This is a genomic window from Bacillus sp. FF-1, assembly GCF_028548245.1.
Taxonomy (GTDB): Bacteria; Bacillota; Bacilli; order Bacillales; family Bacillaceae_G; genus Bacillus_A; species Bacillus_A paranthracis.
Genome location: NZ_JAQQGG010000004.1, coordinates 128,675 through 149,710 on the forward strand (window position 1 = coordinate 128,675; position 21,036 = coordinate 149,710).

The window sequence follows — 21,036 nt, forward strand, 5'->3', positions numbered from 1 at the left end:
CGTTCTATGGACGGGGTCTTTTCTTGTGAATGGTACATGGCGGCAGGAAGGAGGCTGTTTATGGATAAGAAAGTCACAGAAGTTGTAGAAGCATTTGCGCAGCCAATTGTTGAAGAGTTAAATCTTGAACTTGTAGATGTAGAGTATGTGAAAGAAGGACAAGACTGGTTCTTACGCGTATTCATCGATTCTGAAAAGGGAGTCGACATTGAAGAATGCGGTGCGGTGAGTGAACGTTTAAGCGAAGCTTTAGATAAAGAGGATCCAATTCCTCATCTTTACTTTTTGGATGTGTCATCTCCTGGAGCAGAACGTCCATTAAAGAAAGAGAAAGACTTCCAGCAAGCGGTAGGAAAACAAGTGGCAATTAAAACATATGAGCCGATTGATGGTGAAAAGATGTTTGAAGGAAAAATGCTTTCCTACGATGGTACTACAATTACACTATTATTAACAATTAAAACACGTAAAAAAGAAATCCAAATTCCAATGGACAAAGTTGCAAATGCGCGACTTGCTGTTACGTTTTAGTTAGAAGGGGGATCTTCATGAGCACTGAGTTGTTAGATGCCTTGCTCGTATTAGAGTCAGAAAAAGGAATTAGCAAAGATATTATTATTGATGCGATTGAAGCAGCGTTAATCTCTGCTTATAAACGCAATTTTAACCAAGCACAAAACGTTCGTGTGAGCTTTAACCCACAAGTGGGAACAATCCAAGTTTTAGCACGTAAAGACGTTGTTGATAATGTGTTTGATCCACGTCTTGAAATTTCTGTTGAAGAAGCAAGACAAATTAATCCAAACTATCAAGATGGTGACGTACTAGAAATTGAAGTAACACCAAAAGATTTCGGTCGTATTGCAGCACAAACTGCAAAACAAGTTGTAACACAACGAGTGCGTGAAGCTGAGCGTGGTGTTATTTACTCTGAGTTTAGTGACCGTGAAGAAGATATCATGGTTGGTATCGTACAACGTCAAGATGCTCGTTTCATCTATGTAAGCTTAGGAAAAGTAGAAGCTTTATTACCTGTAAGTGAGCAAATGCCAAACGAACAATACAAACCACATGATCGTATTCGCGTATTCATTACGAAAGTAGAAAAAACAACAAAAGGACCACAAATTTACGTATCACGTACACATCCTGGTCTTTTAAAACGTTTATTCGAAATGGAAGTTCCTGAAATCTATGATGGAACGGTTGAAATTCGTTCTGTAGCACGTGAGGCAGGAGATCGTTCTAAAATCTCTGTACATGCAGAGAACATTGATGTGGATCCAGTAGGTTCTTGTGTAGGACCGAAAGGACAACGTGTACAACGCATTGTAGACGAACTAAAAGGTGAAAAGATTGACATCGTTCGCTGGTCAAATGATCCAGTAGAATATGTTGCCAATGCTTTAAGCCCATCACAAGTTGTGAAAGTACTTGTAGATGAAGAAGAAAAAGCAACAACAGTTGTTGTTCCAGACCACCAACTGTCATTAGCTATCGGTAAACGTGGACAAAATGCACGTCTTGCAGCTAAATTAACAGGTTGGAAAATTGATATTAAGAGTGAGTCTGATGCGAAACAACTTGGTATTGTAACAGAAGAAGATAGCGTAGTCGCATTCGGATTCGATTCTGTTGAAGACGAAATCGAATAGAGGTGATGAGTATGAGCAATCGAAAAGTTCCGTTACGAAAATGTGTTGCAACGCAAGAAATGAAATCAAAACGAGAGCTCGTTCGCATTGTTCGTTCCAAAGAGGGAGAAGTGTCTATTGATTTAACTGGAAAGAAATCAGGACGAGGTGCTTATTTATCAAAAGATAAAGAAAGCATTCTTCAAGCTCAAAAGAAAAATGTTTTGGAACATCATCTAAAAGCGAAAATCGACAGTTCTCTTTATGAAGAACTTCTTGAGCTTGTTGAGAAGGAGTCGAAATAAGTGTCCGATTGGAAATCGTTTTTAGGACTAGCAAACCGGGCTCGAAAAATTATTTCGGGTGAAGAACTCGTTTTAAAGGAAGTACGAAGTGGTAAGGCAAAACTTGTGTTGCTATCTGAGGATGCGTCAGTAAATACTACAAAGCGTATCACGGATAAAACGACGTACTACAACGTACCAATGAGAAAGGTCGAAAATCGACAACAATTAGGGCATGCGATTGGGAGAGATGAGCGAGTCGTTGTAGCTGTGTTAGATGAAGGCTTTGCGAAAAAGCTGCGTAGCATGCTCGATACAAATTACCGGGGGTGAAGGTATGAGTAAAATTCGAGTGCATGAATATGCGAAAAAACATAATATCTCAAGTAAAGATCTTATGACAAAACTAAAAGAAATGAATATCGAGGTTTCGAATCATATGACAATGTTAGACGATGAAGTAGTAAACAAATTAGATAATGAGTATCAAGCTGAAAAACCTTCTGTTGCAGATGAGTTTGAAGTAGAAGAAAAAGTTGTTCGCAGTAAAAAGAACAGCAATAAGAAAAAGAAAAAAGGCAAAGGAAATGAAGATAAGCGTCAAGAGAACTTTGCTGGAAGACAACAAACACAAACTGTAGAAACACCAGATAAAATTACTTTCTCTGGAAGTCTTACAGTAGGTGATCTTGCTAAGAAATTAAGCAAAGAGCCATCTGAAATTATTAAAAAGCTCTTCATGCTTGGAATTATGGCAACAATTAACCAAGATTTAGATAAAGATACAATTGAGTTAATTGCTAACGACTACGGTATTGAAGTAGAAGAAGAAGTAATTGTAAGCGAAACTGAGTTTGAAACATTCATCGATGAGCAAGATGATGAAGAGAACTTAAAAGAGCGTCCAGCTGTAGTTACAATCATGGGACACGTTGACCATGGTAAAACAACATTGCTTGACTCTATCCGTAACTCTAAAGTAACTGCTGGTGAAGCGGGTGGAATTACTCAGCATATTGGTGCATACCAAGTTGAAGTAAATGACAAGAAAATTACATTCTTAGATACACCTGGTCACGCGGCGTTTACAACGATGCGTGCTCGTGGTGCACAAGTAACGGATATTACAATCCTTGTTGTTGCAGCTGATGACGGTGTTATGCCACAAACAGTTGAAGCAATTAACCATGCGAAAGCAGCAGGAGTACCAATTATTGTTGCTGTGAATAAAATGGATAAACCAGCTGCGAACCCTGATCGCGTAATGCAAGAACTAACAGAATATGAATTAGTTCCAGAAGCATGGGGCGGAGACACAATTTTCGTACCAATTTCTGCGATTCAAGGCGAAGGAATTGACAACTTACTAGAAATGATTCTTCTTGTAAGTGAAGTAGAAGAGTATAAAGCAAATCCAAACCGCTATGCAACTGGTACTGTAATCGAAGCCCAGCTTGATAAAGGTAAAGGAACTATTGCGACATTACTTGTTCAAAACGGTACGCTTCGAGTAGGAGATCCAATCGTTGTTGGAACTACATTCGGTCGTGTTCGTGCAATGGTAAGTGATATTGGTCGTCGTGTAAAAGTTGCTGGTCCATCAACTCCTGTTGAAATTACAGGTTTAAACGAAGTACCACAAGCAGGAGATCGTTTCATGGCATTCGCTGATGAGAAGAAAGCTCGTCAAATCGGTGAATCACGTGCACAAGAAGCGTTACTTGCTCAACGTGGTGAGAAATCTAAATTAAGCCTTGAAGATTTATTCCAACAAATCCAAGAGGGCGATGTAAAAGAAATTAACTTAATTGTGAAAGCGGACGTACAAGGTTCTGTAGAAGCAATGGCAGCATCACTTCGTAAAATTGATGTTGAAGGTGTTAAAGTTAAAATTATCCATACAGGCGTAGGTGCGATTACAGAATCTGATATCATTTTAGCTTCTGCATCTAATGCAATTGTAATTGGATTTAACGTACGCCCAGATGTAAATGCGAAGCGTACAGCTGAATTAGAGAACGTTGATATTCGTTTACACCGCATTATTTATAAAGTAATCGAAGAGATCGAAGCAGCGATGCAAGGTATGCTAGATCCAGAATTTGAAGAAAAAGTAATCGGTCAAGCAGAAGTACGTCAAACGTTTAAAGTAACAAAAGTTGGAACAATCGCAGGTTGTTACGTAACAGATGGTAAAATTACACGTGATAGCGGCGTGCGTATTATCCGTGATGGTGTGGTAATCTATGAAGGTCAACTTGATACGTTAAAACGTTTCAAAGACGACGTAAAAGAAGTTGCTCAAAACTATGAGTGTGGTATTACAATTGAGAAATACAACGATCTTAAAGAAGGGGACATCATTGAAGCGTACATTATGGAAGAAGTGAAGCGATGATTATCGCTTCTCTCTCATTTGAGTGTATGATTTACGATGTGCATTCTTTAAAAGAGAAACGAGCAATTTTGCAACGGGTGTTAACTCGTGTGAAACAGCGTTATAACGTAGCTGTTTCAGAAGTAGGGCATCAAGATGTATGGCAACGTACAGAAATTGCGATTGTTTCCGTATCCTCAAATCGTGTTATTTGTGAAAAAGAAATGAATCGTGTACTTGAGTATATCGATTCATTTCCTGAAATTGAACGTACGATAACACAATTGGAATGGTATTGAATGAGGTGAAGAGTTATGAAATTACGTGCAAACCGTGTAGGCGAGCAAATGAAAAAAGAATTAGGCGACATCATCAGTCGTAAAATTAAAGATCCACGTGTCGGATTTGTTACTGTAACAGATGTACAAGTGAGTGGAGATTTACAAATTGCTACAGTGTATATTTCTGTTTTAGGTGATGAAGAACAGAAAGAAAGTACACTAAAAGGTTTAGCGAAGGCAAAAGGCTTCATTCGTTCAGAAATTGGCCAACGTATTCGTCTTCGTAAAACACCTGAAATTTCCTTTGAATTTGATGAATCTATCGGATATGGTCATCGAATTGATACACTTTTACATGAAATTAATAAAGAAGGTAAACGTGAAGAATAATGGATAGACATTTGTCTATCCATTTTTTCAATGTAAAATAAGTTTTGAATAAGTATTATGAAAGAATTACGATGAGGTGAGCATATATGGAAGGTGTAGTATTATTACATAAGCCAAAAGGCATGACATCACATGATTGTGTATTTAAATTAAGAAAGATATTGCGTGAAAAACGAATTGGTCATACAGGAACATTAGATCCAGATGTAACAGGAGTATTGCCTATTTGTGTTGGACGAGCAACGAAGATTGCACAATTTTTAACAAGTGAAACGAAAACATATGAAGGGGAAGTAACATTAGGGTTTTCAACAACAACTGAAGATGCTTCAGGTGAAGTTGTGGAAACGAAACATGTAGATCGTGTTATTACTCGTAAAGAAGTGGAGGAGGTTCTTGCCGCATTAACAGGTACGATTGAGCAAATGCCTCCGATGTTTTCGGCTGTAAAAGTTAACGGAAAAAAATTATATGAATATGCAAGAGCAGGACAAGAGGTTGAACGTCCAGTTCGTACAATTACAATTCATGAATTTGTATTACTAGATGATCGTGAAGTGTTTGAAGGAGAAAATATTTCATTCCGTTTCCGTGTAACGTGTAGTAAAGGAACATATGTAAGAACATTAGCGGTAATGATTGGTGAAAAACTTGGTTTTCCATCACATATGTCTCACCTTGTAAGAACGGCTTCAGGTGAATTTGTATTAGAAGATTGCATATCATTTGAAGAAATTGAAGAAAACGTGCAAAATGGAACAGTAGAGTCTATCTTCATTTCAATTGATGAAGCATTAAGTAAGTTCCCGAAAATGGTTGTAGATGAAAAGCAAGCAGAAAAAATAAAAAATGGTATGTTCTTAAAAAATGAATTGCAAATAACGGCGCCATTTATAACAGTGTTTGATAAAAACGATCGCTGCCTTGCAATTTATGAGCACCATCCAAAGCACCCTGGTATGCTAAAGCCGATGAAAGTACTTGTGAATAATCAAGAACTAAAGCTATAATGAATTATTGGAAGGATTATTACAGAAAAAGGTGAATTCAAGCGTGAAACTTATTCATTTAACTCATCCACATGAACAAAATAAATTAGAATTACCACCTACTGTAATGGCATTAGGATTTTTTGATGGCATTCATTTAGGACATCAATGTGTGATTCGAACTGCGAAACAAATAGCGGATGAAAAGGGATATAAAAGTGCAGTGATGACATTTTATCCGCATCCATCTGTTGTTTTAGGTAAAAAGGAAGCGCATGCGGAGTATATTACACCAATGTGTGATAAAGAAAAAATAGTCGAGAGTTTAGGAATCGATATATTATATGTTGTTAAATTCGATGAATCATTTGCAGGCTTATTGCCACAACAATTTGTAGATGATTATATTATTGGTTTAAATGTAAAGCATGTAGTAGCAGGGTTTGATTATTCATATGGACGTTTAGGAAAAGGAAAGATGGAGACTTTACCATTTCATGCAAGAGGGGAGTTTACACAGACTGTGATTGAAAAAGTTGAATTTCAAGAAGAGAAAGTAAGTTCTACGGCATTACGAAAGTTAATTCGAAATGGCGAAATGGAGCAAATTCCATCTATTTTAGGTAGAGCATATACAGTAGGAGGAACGGTTGTACACGGTGATAAACGTGGACGTCAAATTGGTTTCCCAACAGCTAATGTAGGTTTAAGTGATGAGTATCTATTACCACCTGTAGGTGTTTATGCAGTGAGATTAAAAGTTCACGATGAATGGTACGATGGTGTATGTAATATTGGATATAAACCAACCTTTAAAGAAGATGAGCGCCAACTATCTATTGAAGTGCACTTATTTGAATTTAACAAAGACATATATGATCAAAATGTTACAGTAGAGTGGCATATGCGTATAAGAGAAGAGAAGAAATTCAATGGCATCGATGAGTTAGTTGAACAAATCGCAAAAGATAAGAAAACAGCACAAGAATATTTTGCGAACGAAAATAATATACTTGCTTTTTCAAATGAAAAGTAGTATTCTATGTTATGTACTTTATGACAACCATTGCTTGGCATTGCGACTCACCGACGCTTGCTAGGTAATCGGGGGTTTAATTAATAGGAGGTGAAATAGGATGGCTTTAACACAAGAGCGTAAAAATGAAATCATTGCACAATTTAGAACTCATGAGACTGATACTGGTTCTCCAGAGGTTCAAATTGCTGTCCTAACGGAGCAAATTAACACTCTAAACGAGCACTTACGTACTCACAAGAAAGATCATCATTCACGTCGTGGTCTATTAAAGATGGTTGGTAAACGTCGTAACTTACTAACTTACCTTCGTAATAGCGATATCACACGTTACCGTGAATTAATCACAAAGCTTGGCTTACGTCGATAGTCAAAGAAGCGGGAATATTCCCGCTTTTTTGTTAGGTAAAAATATATCTTCTACTCTTTATAGCTTACTTCATTTTCGGTAATACTAGAGGTAGAATATTGTGATATACTATCCATTTACATAGAAGAATTGAATACTTTAAATTGAGAGGGGTACTTAAATGAGTCAAGAAAAGCAAGTCTTCTCGATAGATTTAGCTGGTCGCCAGCTAACAGTTGAAACAGGTCAGCTTGCAAAGCAAGCGAACGGAGCAGTATTAGTAAGATATGGCGATACAGCGGTTCTATCTACAGCAACTGCATCAAAAGAAGCAAAAAATGTAGATTTCTTCCCACTTACAGTAAACTATGAAGAGCGTTTATATGCAGTCGGAAAAATTCCTGGCGGTTTCATTAAACGTGAAGGTCGTCCAAGTGAAAAAGCAATTTTGGCAAGTCGTTTAATCGACCGTCCAATTCGTCCACTTTTCGCAGATGGATTCCGTAACGAAGTACAAGTTGTCAGCATCGTAATGAGTGTTGATCAAGATTGTTCTTCTGAAATGGCAGCTATGCTTGGTTCTTCATTAGCGTTATCGATTTCAGACATTCCATTTGAAGGTCCGATCGCGGGTGCAACAGTTGGTCGTATTAACGGCGAATTCGTTATCAACCCAACAGTAGAACAGCAAGAACAAAGTGATATTCACCTTGTTGTAGCTGGTACGAAAGATGCAATTAACATGGTTGAAGCAGGAGCAGATCAAGTGCCTGAGGAAACAATGTTAGAAGCAATTATGTTTGGTCATGACGAAATTAAACGTCTAATTGCATTCCAAGAAGAGATTGTACAAGCTGTAGGTAAAGAGAAATCAGAAGTGAAACTTTATGAAGTTGACGCTGATCTTAACCAAGCTGTACGTGAAATGGCTGAGAAGGATATGCATTCTGCAATTCAAGTACATGAGAAACATGCACGTGAAGATGCAATTAACGAAGTGAAAAAGCGTGTAATTGAGCATTACGAAGCGCAAGAAGCTGATGCTGATACATTAGGACAAGTAAATGAGATTTTATATAAAATTGTAAAAGAAGAAGTACGTCGTCTTATTACAGTTGAGAAAATCCGCCCAGATGGCCGTAAAGGTGACGAAATCCGTCCATTAGCATCAGAGGTTGGCATTTTATCTCGTACACACGGTTCTGGTTTATTCACACGTGGACAAACACAAGCATTAAGTATTTGTACATTAGGCGCATTAGGCGATGTGCAAATTTTAGATGGCCTTGGTGTAGAAGAATCAAAACGCTTTATGCACCATTACAATTTCCCATCATTTAGTGTTGGTGAAACAAGACCAATGCGTGGACCAGGTCGTCGCGAAATTGGTCACGGTGCACTAGGAGAACGTGCTCTTGAGCCTGTAATTCCGTCTGAAAAAGATTTCCCATACACAGTACGTCTTGTATCTGAAGTATTAGAATCAAATGGTTCTACTTCACAAGCGAGTATTTGTGGTAGTACTTTAGCAATGATGGATGCTGGTGTTCCACTTAAAGCTCCAGTTGCAGGTATTGCAATGGGTCTAGTTAAATCAGGTGAGCATTACACAATTTTAACTGATATTCAAGGTATGGAAGATCATTTAGGTGATATGGACTTTAAAGTAGCAGGTACAGCACACGGTGTAACTGCACTACAAATGGACATTAAAATCGATGGTCTATCTCGTGAAATTTTAGAAGAGGCATTACAACAAGCGAAAGTTGGTCGTATGCACATTCTAGATCATATGTTATCTGTAATTGCAGAGCCACGCACTGAATTATCAGCGTACGCTCCAAAGATTATTACAATGACAATTAACCCGGATAAAATCCGTGACGTTATCGGACCAAGCGGTAAACAAATCAATAAAATTATTGAAGAAACTGGCGTTAAAATTGACATCGAGCAAGATGGTACAGTATTCATTTCTTCAATAAATCAAGAAATGAACGATAAAGCTAAGAAAATTATCGAGGATATCGTTCGCGAAGTACAAGTAGGTGAAATCTACGAAGGAAAAGTGAAACGTGTTGAGAAATTCGGTGCTTTCGTTGAATTATTCAGCGGTAAAGATGGATTAGTTCACATTTCTGAACTTGCACTTGAGCGTGTAGGTAAAGTAGAAGACGTTGTGAAAATCGGTGATGTAATTACAGTTAAAGTTATCGAGATTGACAAGCAAGGTCGCGTGAATTTATCTAGAAAAGTATTGCTAAAAGAAGAGCAAGAAAAAGAAGCTGCTAAAGAAGAAAACAAACAAGAGCAGCAATAAGCAAAAGCCAGTTTAACTGGCTTTTTTTGTTATGTAAAAATATGATTTGCATATATTTTTATGTCAGTATAGGTATAGTTTTCATTATAACGCTCAAATTAACAAAGATAAGAAGAAAAATGGTTTTTTATATAGTTAATGGGAGGGTTTATATGAAAACTCGTATATTGGCATACATATGTATATTCTTTTTATATGTCAGTGCAGGTTCTTATTCTGTTTTTGCACAGGATCACTTATATGAAGAAATTCAAAAGCATGCAAAACAATATGAGATTGCACCGCAAAATGCGATGATTGATAAGATATGGAAAGCAACACCAGGATATAATGGAAGACAAGTTGATATGGAAGCATCCTATAACAATATGAAGAAATTAAAGCAGTTTGATCAAAAACATCTTGAATTCAAGGAAGTATCACCGAGTGTCCACTTAGAAGATTTATCACCAGCACCAATTTATAGAGGTCATCCGGATAAAAAGATGGTCGGGTTAACAATAAATGTGGCATGGGGAAATGAATATTTGCCTCGTATATTAGAAATATTGAAAAAGCATGATGTGAAGGCGACTTTCTTTTTAGAAGGACGTTGGGTGAAAGAAAATTTACGATTTGCAAAAATGATTGTCGATGCAAATCAAGAAGTTGGAAATCATTCTTACACACACCCTAATATGAAAACGTTATCGTCTGATGAAATAAGAGATCAGTTACAAAAAACAAATCGAATGATCGAAGCAGCTACGAATCAAAAGGTAAGATGGTTTGCACCGCCGAGTGGAAGTTTTCGGGATGAAGTCGTGAAAATTGCAGATGATTTTCAAATGGGAACGATTATGTGGACTGTTGATACAATTGATTGGAAGCGACCTGAGCCAGGTGTACTATTGCAGAGAGTAATGAGAAAAATACATCCAGGTGCTATCGTATTAATGCATCCTACTTCGTCCACAACAGAAGCATTAGATACAATGATTACAAAATTGAAGGAACAAGGATATAAAGTAGGGAATATAACAGAATTACTGGATGAAAAACGTGTAGATTAAATACATTTGCATGACATTCATCCTTAAACTTGTTATCATTAAATAATAGCACTTATTTAGAGAAACTGGCAGTAGGAGGAAAGTTTTTGATTAAAAAATATACTTGTAAAAATGGTGTAAGAATAGTTATGGAGAATATACCAACTGTAAGATCGGTTGCGATTGGTATTTGGATCCATGCAGGATCAAGAAATGAAAATGAAAAAAATAACGGGATTTCTCACTTTTTAGAGCATATGTTCTTTAAAGGAACAGAAACACGTAGTGCACGTGAAATTGCAGAATCATTTGATAGCATTGGTGGGCAAGTGAATGCTTTTACTTCAAAAGAATACACTTGTTACTATGCAAAAGTGCTGGATGAGCATGCTAAATATGCTTTAGATGTATTAGCAGATATGTTCTTTAATTCAACATTTGATGAAGAAGAACTGAAAAAAGAGAAGAATGTCGTATGTGAAGAAATTAAAATGTACGAAGATGCTCCAGATGATATTGTGCATGATATGTTAACGAAAGCAACATATGAAACGCATCCGCTTGGATATCCTATTTTAGGAACAGAAGAAACGCTTAATACGTTTACAGGTGATACGCTACGTCAATATATTAAGGATCATTACACACCTGAAAATGTAGTTGTATCAATTGCAGGAAATATTGATGAAGCTTTTTTACAAACAGTAGAGCAATATTTCGGTAGTTATGAAGGAACGACAAACCGTGAACAAGTACATAGCCCAATTTTCCATTTTAATAAGGTAGCACGTAAAAAGGAAACAGAACAAGCTCATTTATGTTTAGGATATAAAGGCTTACAAATGGGACACGAAGATATTTATAACTTAATTGTATTAAATAACGTTTTAGGCGGTAGTATGAGTAGCCGTTTATTCCAAGAAGTACGTGAGCAACGCGGGTTAGCTTACTCAGTATTCTCTTACCATTCTTCTTATGAAGATACAGGTATGTTAACGCTGTATGGTGGAACAGGTAGCCAACAATTGGATACACTGTATGAAACAATGCAAGAAACATTAGAAACATTGAAAAATACAGGTATTACAGAAAAAGAGCTTATGAATAGTAAAGAGCAATTAAAAGGAAACTTAATGTTAAGTTTAGAAAGTACGAATAGTCGTATGAGCCGTAATGGTAAAAATGAATTGCTACTTCGTAAGCACCGTTCACTTGATGAGATTATTGAAAGTGTAAACACGGTAACAAAAGAAAATGTAGATGAGTTAATTCGTAACATGTTTACAGATGAATTTTCTGCAGCATTAATTAGTCCAGATGGAAAACTTCCAAAAGGAATAAAACTGTAATTACTATATATGATTTAAAAATAACCGTATCTCTTTTAAATGAGATACGGTTATTTTTTGTGGGTATATAGAATAGGTACTAATTATGGATAACTTAAATGAATAATTTGGGTAGGGGGAGAGAGTATGCGATTAAGTGAACTAAGTGGGAAAGAAATTGTTAATTTAGAAAGAGCAGAAAAAATGGGGGTTTTAGGTTATGTGGATTTAGAGGTTGATGAGAAGGATGGACAAATACAGGCTCTTATTATACCTGCTGGGAAATGGGGAGGTTTCAAAAAGGAACCACAAGAAATAAGAGTAGCATGGAGGCAAATTAAAAAAGTGGGGCATGATATGATTCTTTGTGATATTACAGATCGTTCAAATTCAAAGTGAAAGATGGCCATTTTGGTCATCTTTTTTTGTTCATTTTACTCAGAGCAAAATCCAACAGAATATCTTTCCTATGCCGAATTTTGAGGTAGGGCCTTCCTACATACAAATAGCGGGATACATGATAGGTGCTTTTTGTTTTTCAATCACCTAAAACTCGTACATTACATATGATGTGGAGGAAAAAGAAAAAGTAGGCACTTTTCTTATAAATGACAGAAAAAGAAGGTGAATTAGGGAATGTTGACTGAGATGCATATTGCTGTCATAGGAGGAGATGCAAGACAGCTAGAAGTAATTCGCAAGCTCGTTGAATTGGATGCGAAACTTTCATTGATAGGGTTTGATCAGTTAGACCATGGCTTCACAGGGGCAGCAAAAGAAAGTATACAAAATTTAGATTTCACTTCTTTAGATGCAATTATTTTGCCAGTTGCAGGTACAAATGCCAAGGGAGAAGTAGATACTATTTTTTCAAATGAAAAAGTTTCTATAACGAAAGAACAAATTGAAAATACACCAGAACATTTTACTATATATTCAGGTATTGGTACGCCTTACTTGGAAAATCTCGTATCTACTACAAACCGTAAACTAATTAAATTATTTGATCGTGATGATGTGGCAATCTACAATTCTATACCAACTGTAGAAGGTACATTAATGATGGTAATTCAACATACCGACTATACAATTCATGGTTCTAATGTAATGGTTTTAGGATTTGGTAGAACAGGGATGAGCGTTGCCAGAGCATTTCAATCATTAGGAGCCCATGTCAAAGTTGGAGCAAGACGATCGGAACATATTGCACGTATTACAGAAATGATGTTTTCTCCTTTTCATATGCAGAACATTGAGAAAGAAGTAGGGGATATCGATATTGTCATTAATACAATTCCGCATCTCGTTGTGACAGCGAATGTCATTTCAAAAATGCCGGCTCATACGTTAGTAATTGATTTAGCTTCTAAACCAGGCGGTACCGACTTTAGATATGCAGAAAAAAGAGGAGTCAAAGCGCTGTTAGCACCTGGATTACCAGGTATTGTTGCTCCAAAAACAGCAGGACAAATTTTAGCGAACGTTCTTTCTCAGTTATTAGCAGAAGATGTAATCGCAAGAAAGGAGAATGGGGAATGAATTTAAAAGGGAAAAGAATAGGGTTTGGTTTTACGGGTTCACATTGTACGTACGAAGAAGTAATGCCTCATTTAGAAAAGTTAATTGCTGAGGGAGCTGAAGTGCGTCCAGTTGTTTCTTACACTGTTCAATCAACAAATACGAGATTTGGCGAAGGGGCAGAATGGATTAAAAAGATTGAAGAAGTAACAGGTTTTAAAGCGATTAATTCAATCGTTGGCGCAGAACCACTTGGACCTAAAATCCCATTAGATTGTATGGTAATTGCTCCTTTAACAGGAAATTCTATGAGTAAATTTGCGAATGCAATGACAGACTCTCCAGTACTAATGGCAGCAAAAGCGACGCTAAGAAATGGCAAGCCTGTCGTATTAGCCGTTTCGACGAATGATGCTTTAGGGCTTAATGGAGTAAATCTCATGCGCCTAATGGCCACAAAAAACATCTACTTCGTCCCATTCGGTCAAGACGCACCAGAGAAAAAACCGAACTCAATGGTAGCACGCATGGAGCTGCTTGAAGATACAGTATTAGAAGCACTGCAAGGGAAGCAATTGCAACCGGTTGTCGTAGAAAAATTCAGATATATGAATTAAAAAACGAAAAAAAACGGACAATTTTTGATGAAACCATCATTCTTACTGTAGAATATGATAAAATTAACGTTATTAAGATTAGAAGGGGTATTCTATACTCCTTCTCATTCTAAGTTATAGAAGGATTGGTATCTAGAAAGGGGCATAGTGATGGAAAAGCAAAAAACTTTTCATGTCGCTGTAGTTGGAGCAACCGGCGCAGTTGGTGAACAAATGTTAAATACTTTAGAGAAACGAGAATTTCCAATCGGGAAGTTAACGTTACTTTCATCTAAACGATCTGCAGGTAAGAAACTTGTATTTAAAGGCGAAGAATTTACAGTTCAAGAGGCAACTCCTGAAAGTTTTGAAGGAGTAGATATCGCACTATTTAGTGCTGGTGGATCTGTATCAAAACAATTAGCGCCAGAAGCAGCAAAGCGCGGTGCGATTGTTGTTGATAATACAAGTGCATTCCGTATGACAGAAAACGTGCCACTTGTTGTACCTGAAGTAAATGAAAACGACTTAAAAGAACATAACGGTATTATTGCAAATCCAAACTGTTCTACAATTCAAATGGTAGTAGCTCTTGAGCCAGTTCGTCAGCAATATGGTTTAAAACGAGTAATCGTTTCCACATATCAAGCTGTATCAGGTGCTGGTGCGGCAGCGATTGAAGAACTTCATGAACAATCACAAGCAATCTTAAATGGTGAAGAAGTGAAGGCGAATGTTTTACCTGTATCAGGTGATAAGAAACATTTCCCGATTGCTTTCAACGCGATTCCGCAGATTGATAAGTTCCAAGATAATGGATTTACATTTGAAGAAATGAAAATGATTAATGAAACGAAAAAAATTATGCATATGCCAGAGCTAGAAGTAGCGGCAACATGTGTACGTTTACCAGTTGTATCAGGTCACTCTGAGTCTGTTTACATTGAAGTAGAAAAAGAGGGCGTAACAGTAGAGGAATTAAAGAACTTACTTGCAAATGCGGAAGGTATCGTTCTGCAAGATAACCCAGAAGAGCAATTATATCCAATGCCAGCTACTGCAGTAGGTAAAAACGAAGTATTCGTTGGAAGAATCCGTAAAGATTTAAATAACGATAAAGGATTCCATCTTTGGGTCGTATCTGATAACTTATTAAAAGGCGCTGCATGGAATTCTGTTCAAATTGCAGAGCGCTTAGTAAAATTACAATTAGTGTAAACGGCTAAGAGAAGGTGCAAAATATGAAAATTATTGTTCAAAAATTTGGTGGCACATCTGTACGTGATGAAAATGGACGTAAGCATGCGCTTCATCATATAAAAAAATCGCTAGATGCGGGTTATAAAGTAGTGACTGTCGTATCTGCTATGGGTCGTAAAGGTGAACCATATGCAACTGATACGTTGTTAAGTCTTGTAAATCAAGAGGAATCTCACATTTCTAATCGTGAGCAAGATTTATTATTATCATGCGGAGAATTAATCTCAGCAATCGTTTTCTCTAACATGTTAAATGAGAACGGTATAAAAGCGGCGGCATTAAATGGTGCACAAGCTGGTTTTGTAACAAATGATGATTTTACAAATGCTAAGATTATTGAAATGAATTGTGATCGTATACACGAAGAGCTAGAAAATGTAGATGTAATCGTTGTGACAGGATTCCAAGGACAAACGAAAAAAGGTGATACGACAACACTTGGACGCGGAGGTAGTGATACTTCAGCTTCAGCTTTAGGTGTTGCGCTTCATGCTGAATATATCGATATCTTCACAGATGTAGAAGGTGTGATGACTGCGGATCCTCGCATTGTAAAAGATGCACGTCATCTTCAAACTGTAACGTATAACGAAATTTGTAACATGGCATACCAAGGTGCAAAAGTCGTTCATCCACGTGCAGTTGAAATTGCGATGCATGCAAAAGTACCGCTTCGTGTACGTTCTACGTACTCTGATAGTGAAGGTACGCTTATTTCAGCATCTGACGGCGCTACAAAAGGCCGTGATGTAGAAGAACGTCCTGTTACAGGTATTGCACATGTATCAAATGTGACGCAAATTAAAGTACTTGCAAAAGAAACAGCATATGATTTGCAGCAGCATGTGTTTAAAGAAATGGCGAATGAAGGAATCAGTGTCGATTTAATTAACATTTCACCTACTGGGGTAGCTTATACGGTGAGTGATAATGTATCAAATCGTGCAGTTGAACTATTACAAAACCTTGGATATGAGCCAATTGTGACAGAGCATTGTGCGAAAGTATCTATTGTAGGAGCTGGAATGGCAGGATACCCAGGGGTTACTGCGAAAATCGTTACAGCTTTAGCTGAAAAAGGTATTCAAATTCTGCAATCAGCAGATAGTCATACAACTATTTGGGTTCTTGTAAAAGAAACTGATTTAGTGGAGGCTGTAAATGCATTACATAGTGCGTTTGAGCTTTCAAAAGAAAAGCAACTGGAACAATAAGGAGTGAGACCATGATAGATTTTGGGACAATTGCAACCGCGATGGTAACACCGTTTGATATAAACGGCAATATCGATTTTGCAAAGACAACGAAATTGGTAAATTATTTAATTGATAACGGTACAACAGCAATCGTGGTAGGAGGAACGACAGGAGAATCTCCTACATTAACTTCAGAAGAAAAAGTAGCGTTATATCGCCATGTCGTATCTGTTGTCGATAAAAGGGTGCCCGTAATCGCTGGAACAGGTAGCAATAATACGCATGCTTCTATTGACTTAACGAAAAAAGCAACAGAGGTTGGTGTTGATGCAGTAATGCTAGTAGCACCGTATTATAACAAACCGAGTCAAGAAGGAATGTATCAGCACTTTAAAGCAATTGCTGAAAGCACGCCGCTTCCGGTTATGCTATATAATGTTCCAGGACGATCTATTGTACAAATCTCCGTTGATACAGTTGTTCGTTTATCAGAAATAGAAAACATTGTTGCGATTAAAGATGCAGGCGGCGATGTGTTAACAATGACAGAAATCATTGAAAAAACAGCGGACGACTTTGCAGTATACAGCGGTGATGACGGTTTAACGCTACCAGCTATGGCAGTTGGAGCGAAAGGTATCGTTTCTGTAGCATCTCATGTTATCGGAAATGAAATGCAAGAAATGATTGCAGCGTTCCAAGCAGGTGAATTTAAGAAGGCGCAAAAATTACATCAATTACTTGTAAGAGTAACGGATTCATTATTTATGGCGCCAAGTCCAACACCAGTAAAAACAGCGTTACAAATGGTTGGATTAGATGTAGGTTCTGTACGTTTACCACTTCTTCCATTAACAGAAGAAGAAAGAGTAACGTTACAATCTGTTATGCAATCTATCCCTCGTTAATAAAAAATGACCTAGTGTAGAACTAGGTCATTTTTTATTTGTATGAAAGTCTTTCCCTCTCTTTTCTTATCTTGCCTATATATGTTTTTATAAGATCATTAACTGGTTTTTCATTATATATTGCAACATGTAAAAGAAAATAATCTTAACCCTTTAAAGGAATTAAAAAGTCATAGTTATTTATAGAATGAACGCTTATATAAACGTAATAAAGTACCAATTCTATTTTTGAGAGTAATTACTTCAAATATGACGTAATTCATAAAAAAACTCCATTTTATAAGTATTTTTGTTCAATTCTAGAAAAATAAGTCTTTAAAATCTATATTATGAAATAAATTTAGAGTATTTATAGCTATTTCTTTAAAACGATATGGGGTACGAAATCGGAGTAAATATAAAGGACATCAGTTCGATAAGTTTGTTGGGAATGCGTTCTTTTCCTTTTTCTTTCGCACGATTTAACTTGTGTTCTATTTCTTGTATCAGGTATAATATGGCTAAGTAGCTTAGTACGGGTATGCTTAGCAAAATTGGTAAAAATTATAATTTGATTACATTTTCATATCATATCGAATAAGATATTTGATTTATATAATGAAAGAGAGGTGAAACCTGGTTTAAAAAATAAACAAGGACATGATATCGCATAACGGTAAGGACATTCGTCTTGGACGGTGAATATATGGTGGTTGTAGAGTTTCCCCTGGTGTCTCTGCAATTTTAGTGAAATCAGTGTTTGAAAGATTTTTAAACCAGGCAACAACATGAAGAGAAAAGAGAATGAGTCTGTTAAAGTATTTGCTCTTGGTGGAGTAGGTGAAATCGGGAAAAACATGTACTGTGTTGAAATTGATTCTGAAATCTTTATTGTAGATGCAGGGTTAATGTTCCCGGGAGATGAAATGTTTGGAATTGATATCGTTATTCCTGATATTACATATTTAGTAGAAAACCAAGAGCGAGTAAAAGGTTTATTTATTACTCACGGTCATGAAGATCATATTGGTGGCATTGTTTACGTACTTCGTAAATTATCAATTCCAGTGTATGCAACGAAATTAACGGTAGGACTTATACAAGAAAAACTTGGCGAAGCGGGTATGTTAGGCCGTGTAGATTTAAAAACAATCGATTCAAATTCAACAGTAGAGTTCAATACTACAACGGTGTCATTCTTTGGAACGACACATAGTATTCCAGATTCTGTTGGTGTTTGTTTCCATACATCAAAAGGTGCGATCGTATATACGGGAGACTTTAAATTCGATCAAACTCCAATTGGAAATAGTGGAGCAGACCTTGGGAAAATGGCTCAAATCGGAAATGAAGGTGTTCTATGCTTATTATCTGATAGTACAAATGCTGAGCGTCCAGGCTATACAGGTTCTGAAAAAGAAGTTGGTGTAGAAATTTCTAAAGTGTTCTACGGCGCAGAAGGACGTATTATCGTTGCTTCATTTGCATCGAATGTACATCGTATTCAACAAGTATTTGATGCAGCTGCTGAAACAGGACGAAAAGTAGCGGTTGTAGGACGTAGTATGGTGAAAGTGGTAGATATCGCAAGACGTCTTGGTTATTTAGATGTTCCAGAAGGTATGGTTATTTCACTACAAGAAGTAGACAATTTCCCAGAGAAAAAGGTAGCTATTTTAACGACAGGTAGCCAAGGTGAACCGATGGCAGCCCTTTCTAGAATGGCAAAGCAAGCTCATAAACAAATTTCAATTCGTAAAGGTGATACGGTTATTATCGCGGCATCTCCAATTCCAGGTAATGAAATATCTGTATCAAAAATTATTGACTTGTTATTTAGAGCGGGAGCTGAAGTTGTTTATTACGGTGAAAGAAAAGTTCACGTTTCAGGTCACGGTAGCCAAGAAGAATTAAAATTAATGTTAAATTTAATGAAACCGAAATATTTTGTACCCGTACATGGTGAGTTCCGTATGCAAAAAGCACATGCATACTTAGCTGAAGATGTAGGTATTGCAAGAGAAAATATCTTTATTGTAGAAAAAGGCGATGTAATTGCTTTTGGTGACGATGAAGCAAACTTAGTTGGCAAAGTGCAAGCTGGTAATGTGTTAATTGATGGATTAGGTGTAGGTGACGTTGGTAATATCGTTCTTCGAGATAGAAAAATGTTATCTCAAGATGGAATATTAGTAGTTGTTGTAACACTGGGTAAAGATGAAAAGAAAATTATCTCTGGTCCAGAAATCATCTCACGTGGATTTGTATATGTACGTGAATCAGAAGCGTTAATTGACCGCTCTACGGAGATTGTACGTATGATTGTTGAGCAATCAATTAAAGAATATTCAATTGAATGGTCTATGTTAAAACAAAATATTCGTGAATTATTAGGACAGTTCTTGTACGAAGAGACGAAGAGAAAACCTATGATTTTACCGATTATTATGGAAGTATAAAAAAAATCACCTTTACGGGTGATTTTTTTTCTTTTTTCACTCTATCGAATGAAATTTATAACTTAAGAAATACTAATTATATACGAGTGAAAGGGGATGCGATATGACAGAACGTGATCGTTATACAAATGAAGAGAAAGAGGCTGAGCCGAAAGAAACCGGAAAAGAAGCTTCAATAGTGGAAAAAATTCAGCAGCTTGGACAAACGAATGTACCGCAAATGAATGAATCACGTATTCATTGTTTAACAATTGTTGGACAGGTGGAAGGTCATGTTCAGTTGCCACCGCAAAATAAAACAACAAAATATGAGCATATTATTCCGCAAATTGTTGCGATTGAACAAAATCCGAAAATTGAAGGCTTGCTTTTAGTGTTAAATACAGTTGGAGGTGACGTTGAAGCTGGGCTAGCAATTTCTGAGATGGTCGCTTCACTTTCAAAACCGACAGTATCTTTAGTTTTAGGTGGAGGGCATTCTATCGGTGTGCCGATTGCCGTTTCTACTGACTATTCATTTATTGCGGAAACTGCGACGATGACAATTCATCCGATTCGTCTAACAGGTCTTGTTATAGGGGTGCCGCAAACATTTGAGTATTTAGATAAAATGCAAGAAAGAGTCATTCGATTTGTGACGAAGCATTCGAAAGTAACGGAAGATCGTTTTAAAGAGCTTATGTTTGCGAAAGGAAATTTGACGCGAGATATTGGTACGAATGTAATTGGTGGAGATGCAGTGAAGTATGGTCTTATAGATGATGTCGGTGGTATCGGAAATGCAATCCGAAAATTAAACGAATTAATAGATAATCGCGCGGATGATCATGCAGAAGGGACAATGTTACAATGATTTTATATACAATTATGCCAGAGCAACTCGTGTATCCAGCCGATTATTCGCAATGTGAAAGTCAAAAAGTCGTAAATATAAATGGTGTTGAATTAATGGTTTCAGAAGAAGAACATGGGAGTTATTCTATTGTACGTGTGTTAAGTACCGATCCGCTTCACTACTTAGAGTTTGAGCCGGGACAGAAAATAACCTTTTAGCAAAAAGAAGGATTTTGTTTAGAAGCTATGGTATAATATAAAAAACAA

22 protein-coding genes are annotated in these 21,036 nt (G+C 36.8%); all 22 read left to right on the top strand.

Translation table 11 applies throughout. From position 1 onward, the window contains the following. The first annotated feature begins 60 nt into the window (after positions 1–60). The 22 genes from rimP (at position 61) to PQF83_RS16035 (ending at position 20,988) form a co-directional block, all read left to right on the top strand. Entirely contained in the window at positions 61–531 is a 471-nt protein-coding gene (gene rimP / locus PQF83_RS15930; RefSeq protein WP_000359097.1) for a ribosome maturation factor RimP, read from the top strand. 17 nt (positions 532–548) lie between these two features. Further along, the gene (gene nusA, locus PQF83_RS15935) at positions 549–1,655 is read left to right on the top strand and encodes a transcription termination factor NusA (RefSeq protein WP_000102609.1); all 1,107 of its coding nucleotides are present in this window, start codon (positions 549–551) and stop codon (positions 1,653–1,655) included. An 11-nt stretch (positions 1,656–1,666) separates the two neighbouring features. After that, positions 1,667–1,939 carry an RNase P modulator RnpM gene (gene rnpM / locus PQF83_RS15940; RefSeq protein ID WP_000071128.1) on the top strand — a complete coding sequence of 91 codons (273 nt, stop codon included), beginning with the start codon at positions 1,667–1,669 and terminating at the stop codon, positions 1,937–1,939. Continuing rightward, a complete protein-coding gene (locus PQF83_RS15945; protein ID WP_001286523.1) occupies positions 1,940–2,251 on the top strand; it encodes a YlxQ family RNA-binding protein in 312 nt (103 codons plus the stop codon). It abuts the gene before it with no gap. 4 nt (positions 2,252–2,255) lie between these two features. Further along, on the top strand, positions 2,256–4,316 hold the full coding sequence (gene infB, locus PQF83_RS15950; protein ID WP_000036342.1) for a translation initiation factor IF-2: 2,061 nt from the start codon (positions 2,256–2,258) through the stop codon (positions 4,314–4,316). Further along, complete coding sequence (locus PQF83_RS15955; RefSeq protein ID WP_000582364.1) at positions 4,313–4,594, top strand: DUF503 domain-containing protein; 282 nt, start codon at positions 4,313–4,315, stop codon at positions 4,592–4,594. Before infB ends, PQF83_RS15955 begins: the two co-directional genes overlap by 4 nt. Positions 4,595–4,609: 15 nt before the next feature. Then, the gene (rbfA, locus tag PQF83_RS15960; protein ID WP_000776443.1) at positions 4,610–4,966 is read left to right on the top strand and encodes a 30S ribosome-binding factor RbfA; all 357 of its coding nucleotides are present in this window, start codon (positions 4,610–4,612) and stop codon (positions 4,964–4,966) included. 86 nt (positions 4,967–5,052) lie between these two features. Beyond that, positions 5,053–5,976 (top strand): tRNA pseudouridine(55) synthase TruB, encoded by a 924-nt coding sequence (gene truB / locus PQF83_RS15965; protein ID WP_000399341.1) that lies wholly within the window; start codon positions 5,053–5,055, stop codon positions 5,974–5,976. 43 nt (positions 5,977–6,019) lie between these two features. Further along, complete coding sequence (gene ribF, locus PQF83_RS15970; protein WP_000766710.1) at positions 6,020–6,991, top strand: bifunctional riboflavin kinase/FAD synthetase; 972 nt, start codon at positions 6,020–6,022, stop codon at positions 6,989–6,991. Between the two features lie 100 nt (positions 6,992–7,091). Next, a complete protein-coding gene (gene rpsO / locus PQF83_RS15975) occupies positions 7,092–7,361 on the top strand; it encodes a 30S ribosomal protein S15 (protein WP_001229392.1) in 270 nt (89 codons plus the stop codon). A gap of 160 nt (positions 7,362–7,521) precedes the next feature. After that, the gene (gene pnp, locus PQF83_RS15980) at positions 7,522–9,660 is read left to right on the top strand and encodes a polyribonucleotide nucleotidyltransferase (RefSeq protein WP_000076746.1); all 2,139 of its coding nucleotides are present in this window, start codon (positions 7,522–7,524) and stop codon (positions 9,658–9,660) included. A 152-nt stretch (positions 9,661–9,812) separates the two neighbouring features. Further along, positions 9,813–10,712, top strand: coding sequence for a polysaccharide deacetylase family protein (locus PQF83_RS15985; RefSeq protein WP_000857421.1), 900 nt, complete (start codon positions 9,813–9,815; stop codon positions 10,710–10,712). A gap of 86 nt (positions 10,713–10,798) precedes the next feature. Further along, entirely contained in the window at positions 10,799–12,040 is a 1,242-nt protein-coding gene (locus tag PQF83_RS15990) for a M16 family metallopeptidase (RefSeq protein WP_000592994.1), read from the top strand. Between the two features lie 126 nt (positions 12,041–12,166). Next, positions 12,167–12,418, top strand: a complete 252-nt coding sequence (locus tag PQF83_RS15995; protein WP_001239753.1) for a YlmC/YmxH family sporulation protein — start codon at positions 12,167–12,169, stop codon at positions 12,416–12,418. Between the two features lie 237 nt (positions 12,419–12,655). Continuing rightward, complete coding sequence (gene dpaA, locus PQF83_RS16000) at positions 12,656–13,558, top strand: dipicolinic acid synthetase subunit A (protein ID WP_000954725.1); 903 nt, start codon at positions 12,656–12,658, stop codon at positions 13,556–13,558. Then, entirely contained in the window at positions 13,555–14,154 is a 600-nt protein-coding gene (gene dpaB, locus PQF83_RS16005) for a dipicolinate synthase subunit B (RefSeq protein ID WP_001049480.1), read from the top strand. The genes dpaA and dpaB overlap by 4 nt, the downstream gene beginning before the upstream one ends. 150 nt (positions 14,155–14,304) lie before the next feature. Next, positions 14,305–15,351: an aspartate-semialdehyde dehydrogenase gene (gene asd / locus PQF83_RS16010; protein ID WP_000414848.1), complete on the top strand. Its 1,047-nt coding sequence runs from the start codon at positions 14,305–14,307 to the stop codon at positions 15,349–15,351. Positions 15,352–15,374: 23 nt separating this feature from the next. After that, positions 15,375–16,607, top strand: a complete 1,233-nt coding sequence (gene dapG / locus PQF83_RS16015; protein WP_000692473.1) for an aspartate kinase — start codon at positions 15,375–15,377, stop codon at positions 16,605–16,607. A gap of 11 nt (positions 16,608–16,618) precedes the next feature. Beyond that, positions 16,619–17,497 (top strand): 4-hydroxy-tetrahydrodipicolinate synthase, encoded by an 879-nt coding sequence (gene dapA / locus PQF83_RS16020; RefSeq protein WP_000564761.1) that lies wholly within the window; start codon positions 16,619–16,621, stop codon positions 17,495–17,497. A 767-nt stretch (positions 17,498–18,264) separates the two neighbouring features. Continuing rightward, positions 18,265–19,935: a ribonuclease J gene (locus PQF83_RS16025; RefSeq protein ID WP_000823084.1), complete on the top strand. Its 1,671-nt coding sequence runs from the start codon at positions 18,265–18,267 to the stop codon at positions 19,933–19,935. 103 nt (positions 19,936–20,038) lie between these two features. Continuing rightward, the gene (gene tepA / locus PQF83_RS16030; RefSeq protein ID WP_000139815.1) at positions 20,039–20,788 is read left to right on the top strand and encodes a translocation-enhancing protein TepA; all 750 of its coding nucleotides are present in this window, start codon (positions 20,039–20,041) and stop codon (positions 20,786–20,788) included. Further along, a complete protein-coding gene (locus PQF83_RS16035) occupies positions 20,785–20,988 on the top strand; it encodes a YlzJ-like family protein (RefSeq protein ID WP_000605025.1) in 204 nt (67 codons plus the stop codon). The genes tepA and PQF83_RS16035 overlap by 4 nt, the downstream gene beginning before the upstream one ends. Positions 20,989–21,036 lie beyond the last annotated feature (48 nt).